Raw genomic sequence first — 4753 nt, 5'->3', positions numbered from 1 at the left:
CGCGCTGTTGCGACTCGTCAGCGCCGTGCTGGTCGAGATCGACGACAAATGGGCCTCCGACACAAAGGCCTACATCAAGTGGGAATGCCAGGATGCCTGACCCCCTCTCAGCAGAATTTCCAGACAACAGGTTGCTCAATCGTGGAGGTTGCTGGAGTGGGCAGAGGGACGACCGCCACAATAGGCCTGTCAAAGCCTGTCCTGACACTGGCGGGCGGATTAACGATATGTCTTGCCCTGCTGGCGTTCGGAGCCGTGATGATTGGTCCCTACGGGCTGACACCGGGCCAGACATTGGCCGCACTGGTTGGACGGGGTGACCGCCAGGCACAGATCGTGGTCTGGAACATTCGCCTGCCGCGCGTCGCGGCGGCTTTGCTCGTCGGGGCCGCACTCGCCGCCGCCGGGGCCAGCTATCAGGCCTTGTTTCGCAATCCGCTCGTGTCACCCGATATCCTCGGTGTTTCGGCTGGGGCTGGTCTGGGTGCGGTGGCTGGTATTTTCCTGTCGCTGCCCGTCGCGGCGATCCAGGCCTCGGCCTTTGTCGGCGGCATGGTAGCCGTGGGTTTCGTGACACTCGTCGCTTCGATGGTTCAGAACACCGACCGGACCCTGACACTTGTGCTGATCGGCGTGGTGATCGGCGCTCTGGCGGGGGCCGCGACATCGCTGCTCAAGGTGATGGCCGACCCCTATGACCAGCTGCCTGCTATCACTTTCTGGTTGCTCGGCTCTCTCGCCGCGATCACGACCGAGGACATCCGGCCCGCTTTGCCGATGGTGCTGGTCGGGCTTGTGCCACTGGCGCTGCTGCGTTGGAAGATCAACGTGCTGTCACTCGGCGACGAGGAGGCCCGCGCATTAGGGATCGAGGTCGGTCGTACGCGATTTCTGGTGATTGCATCAGCCACGCTCATCACGGCGAGTGTCACAGCGCTTGCTGGCGTCGTTGGCTGGGTCGGGCTTGTCATTCCGCATATCGCGCGGATGCTGGTCGGTCCCAGCTTTGGAAGATTGTTACCGGTATCGGTTCTGATCGGCGCGGGGTATCTGCTGATCGTCGATACGCTGGCCCGCACCATCGCGCAGGTGGAGGTGCCATTGGGCATCCTGACGGCTGTGATCGGGGCACCGTTTTTTGTCTGGCTACTGGCGCGTGGCAGGCGCGGGTGGTCGTGATGCTGGAGGCACGGAACCTTGCCATAGGCTACGGCGCAACCAAGATCGGCTCCGACCTCAGTCTCCGCCTTGGAAGTGGGGACATCCTGTGCCTACTAGGGCCAAACGGCTGCGGCAAGACCACGCTTTTCCGCACGCTCTTGGGACTTTTGCCTGCGCTCGCCGGAACGGTGATGCTCGGAGGAAGACCGATCACGGCACAGTCCCGCGCCGAAATCGCGCGCCAGATTGCCTATGTCCCCCAAGCGCACGCCCCGCCCTTTCCATTCGAGGCCATAGAGGTCGTGCTGATGGGCCGCACGGCGCGACTTGGCCTCTTTGGGCAGCCCGGCCAACGCGACCGGGAAGTGGCGCGCAGCGCCATGGACCGTCTTGGCATAGGCGACCTGGCCCACCGGGACTATTCGCGCCTGTCCGGTGGACAGCGCCAGCTTGTGCTGATCGCGCGCGCCCTGGCGCAGGAGGCCCCGCTGATCGTCATGGATGAGCCCACCGCTAGTCTTGATTTCGGAAATCAAGCGCAGGTCTTGGCACATATTTCGGCCCTGTCCCATGCTGCGGCGACCGAAGGCTGCGGCGTCGTTCTGTCGACGCACGATCCCGATCAGGCCTTCGCCCTTGATGCATATGTACTGTTGATGAAAGGAGGACAGGCCTGCGCGCACGGACCGGCTCAGGACGTGCTAACCGGGGACACCCTCAGCACTGTCTACGGAATTGCCGTTTCAGTCGAGACGACCACGTCAGGCCGCAAGGTCTGCCTGCCGTCTCTGGTGCGTCAGTCCGCGCCGACGATGACATCCGACGCCTTGACGATGGCATAAGCCGTCTTGCCGACCGCAAGCCCCAGATCCTCGACAGACGCATTGGTAATCATGGCCGTTACGCTCGTGCCGCCGCCAATGTCGATCTGTACGGTAGAGTTCACCGCGCCCGTCTCGATCGCCGTAATCGTCCCCGCAAGTTTATTCCGTGCGCTCAACTTCATGCATCAATGCTCCCGCAAATTGGATTTCAAAGGTATAGTATGATCCGGAACAGTTATTTCAACTCAGAGGGTTTGGAAAACATGCCCGCCGATCAAACCAAGTGAACAGGCGATGAGCAACCACCCCGAACCCAGTTTTCGCTTTGATCTTCGCGAGGTGAACGGTGCCTTGGGCGATATTGGCACGCTTCTGCCGCTGACGATTGGCGTAATCGCACTTGTCGGGATGTCTGCCCAGCACGTTCTGATGGGCTTTGGGCTGTTCTACATCGCCTCGGGTCTGATTTACCGCCTTCCGATCCCCGTCCAACCGATGAAGGCCATCGCCGCCGTCGCACTCGCAACCGAGATCACACCCGACGCGATTGCGCTCAGCGGCCTGTTCATGGGCGCAACGCTGCTGATCCTCGGGGGGAGCGGTATTATCGACAGGATCGCGCGGCTGGTTCCGCAATCTGTCCTGTCCGGCCTCCAGCTTGGTCTGGGACTGTCGCTGGGATGGATCGCCCTCGGGCTGATGCAAGGCCAGATGATCATCGGCGCGCTATCGCTCGGTCTGGCCATCGCCGCCCTGAGGTGGGGCGTTCATGCGGCACTTGTCACCATCCTCGCCGGTGTTGCGCTCGGACACGTGCTTGGCGATCCCGGTTCGGCATATGGGCCCGTTTCCAATATGGGTGGCTGGATGCCGCAAATTCCGCAGTTCGCAGATATTCGCGTAGCAATCACCGACCTCGCCGTACCACAGTTGGCACTGACGCTGACCAACGCCGTCTTCCTAACGGCCTTGGTGGCTAACGACAGCTTCGGGGGCCGCGCGGCCCATGTGACGCCTAGAAAGCTCTGCATCACATCTGGCGCGGCCAACCTGCTGCTCGCTCCCTTCGGTGCCCTGCCGATGTGTCACGGCGCGGGCGGGGTGACAGCGCATCACCGATTTGGCGCAAGGACCGGCGGGGCACCGATCATGCTTGGTTTCGGACTTTTGATTTTGGTGGTGCTACCAGAGGAACTGAGACGTTCGGCACTTTCATCAATTCCCGCCGCCACTCTGGGCGCGCTGCTGCTGATCGCATCCGTTGAACTCGCTGTCAGCCGCCGTTTGATCGACGCGAAGCCTTCCTGCCGACCTGTGATCGCGGTCACGGCAATTACTACTTTCTTTGCCAATCCGCTCGCTGGCCTGATTGCAGGCACGATTGCAGAAGTTCTGCGTAAATTTCTTCTCTCACGCTCTATCTTCCCGTATCGTTAGAGCATCATAGAACAAAAGAGTGTTGGCATATTACATTACAAAACCTTGATTATCGTTGTGTCATCAGTGCTGTTGACCCGTACCGCCCCATCAGCCACCGAAGCTCTGCTCTATTTTCAATACGACGATCAATTCAGATATTCGTCAGTCAGAGTCTCGATCGTTCGACCATTTGGATAGACTGGCCGTATTCTTGGCTCACCTCTTGGGCCTATCAGGTGCCAAGCAGGTCTCGGCTTGCGCCTCTAAAACCCATAAAAACAGACATCAGCATAATGATGAGCTTGGACAGGAACTGGCGAACAAGTTGAGTATTTTTGCCATGGCGGCCTGCCGAACATCGGACTTCTCTAGGAAAAGTTCGTGTTTGGCATTGGCGATAATCTCAAACTTGCCTTGAGGCCACCGGCTCATACGCTCACGGATTGCAAGAACCCCGACGGTTTCCTCTTGATCGCCGCATAGCGATACGCAGGGGATGTCCGGCGAAGGAAGTTTGGATAGGCTGCGGGTTTCCTGCAATGCAGCATAGAGCCAGCTCATGCTTGGCCCGCCAGTATGCAATTCCGGGACCGTGCGCCCCTGCATGATCCAGCGTTCGTAGTTCTCAGAGCTATTGGTCAGCGTGTTGGCTTCGAACTTGTTTCGGAAAACATAGCTGTCGTCGTTAAATCCGGGTGCATAAACTTGTCCCTTGCCGATTGCTTGCATAGCCCAGGTTAGGGGCCGCGCCGCAACGCGCTCGTATGATGCCATTTGAATGTCGAACATCGGCGCAGTAAATGCAGCTGCTTCAACATCAAGCCCGTTGATGAGTGAACGAAGGGCGATGCAAGCCCCCATAGAGTGACCGATCAAGTACCACGGTTGCGGAACGTCCAGTTGTTGCGCGGCCGCGGTCATGGCAGCGACGTCCTGTTGGTAGTCGGAAAAGTGTTCTACATGGCCTACCTTTGGGTTCCTGGCAACTCTCCCTGACAGGCCGTGTCCGCGCCATTCAACGATGAGAGCTGAATATCCGGCCCGTTCAAGCTCTGTGATCAGATTGCCGTAAAGCTCGATGTAGTCGCCGCGCCCTGGAAATATCAGCACTGTGCCGCGACTATTCCTTTCAGGCTTCCATAGTCCCATGCGGAGCTGCACCCCATCAGCGGCGCTTGTCCAGTATGCGACGCCGTTGTCAGGGGCGCTCGATATGTCCAGATGGAGGGGTGCTTGTTCCATTGCTTTATGTCCCGTGGGTGTTGTTATCGAGTGGTTTTGGTCGCCAGAGAAGGCCCGCTAACGAGATGGCAACGCTGAAGACAAAGACGATAGAAAAGCCGAAAAAC

At 59.2% G+C, this 4753-nt stretch carries 5 protein-coding genes; 3 read left to right on the top strand and 2 right to left on the bottom strand.

The window, feature by feature from the left end:
• Nucleotides 1–141 precede the first annotated feature (141 nt).
• Together ACEW8G_RS16550 and ACEW8G_RS16545 are read left to right on the top strand one after the other, a co-directional pair.
• A complete protein-coding gene (locus ACEW8G_RS16550; RefSeq protein ID WP_373489492.1) occupies nucleotides 142–1179 on the top strand; it encodes a FecCD family ABC transporter permease in 1038 nt (345 codons plus the stop codon).
• Nucleotides 1179–2003 carry an ABC transporter ATP-binding protein gene (locus ACEW8G_RS16545; RefSeq protein ID WP_373489493.1) on the top strand — a complete coding sequence of 275 codons (825 nt, stop codon included), beginning with the start codon at nucleotides 1179–1181 and terminating at the stop codon, nucleotides 2001–2003. Before ACEW8G_RS16550 ends, ACEW8G_RS16545 begins: the two co-directional genes overlap by 1 nt.
• Here the strand turns inward: ACEW8G_RS16545 and ACEW8G_RS16540 are convergent.
• Nucleotides 1958–2167, bottom strand: coding sequence for a molybdopterin-binding protein (locus ACEW8G_RS16540; RefSeq protein ID WP_373489491.1), 210 nt, complete (start codon nucleotides 2165–2167; stop codon nucleotides 1958–1960). The two genes, ACEW8G_RS16545 and ACEW8G_RS16540, sit on opposite strands and share 46 nt — an antisense overlap.
• 112 nt (nucleotides 2168–2279) lie before the next feature.
• Between ACEW8G_RS16540 and ACEW8G_RS16535 the strand changes: the two genes are divergently transcribed.
• Nucleotides 2280–3422 carry a putative sulfate/molybdate transporter gene (locus ACEW8G_RS16535; protein WP_373489490.1) on the top strand — a complete coding sequence of 381 codons (1143 nt, stop codon included), beginning with the start codon at nucleotides 2280–2282 and terminating at the stop codon, nucleotides 3420–3422.
• 267 nt (nucleotides 3423–3689) lie between these two features.
• Here the strand turns inward: ACEW8G_RS16535 and ACEW8G_RS16530 are convergent, their stop codons facing one another.
• Nucleotides 3690–4646 carry an alpha/beta hydrolase gene (locus tag ACEW8G_RS16530; protein WP_373489489.1) on the bottom strand — a complete coding sequence of 319 codons (957 nt, stop codon included), beginning with the start codon at nucleotides 4644–4646 and terminating at the stop codon, nucleotides 3690–3692.
• Nucleotides 4647–4753: the final 107 nt, after the last annotated feature.

Origin of the sequence: Blastomonas sp., from assembly GCF_041747255.1 — a bacterium.
Classification (GTDB): Bacteria; Pseudomonadota; Alphaproteobacteria; order Sphingomonadales; family Sphingomonadaceae; genus Blastomonas.
Note: the sequence above shows the minus strand (reverse complement) of the source record. Positions and strands in the feature narration are given on the sequence as shown.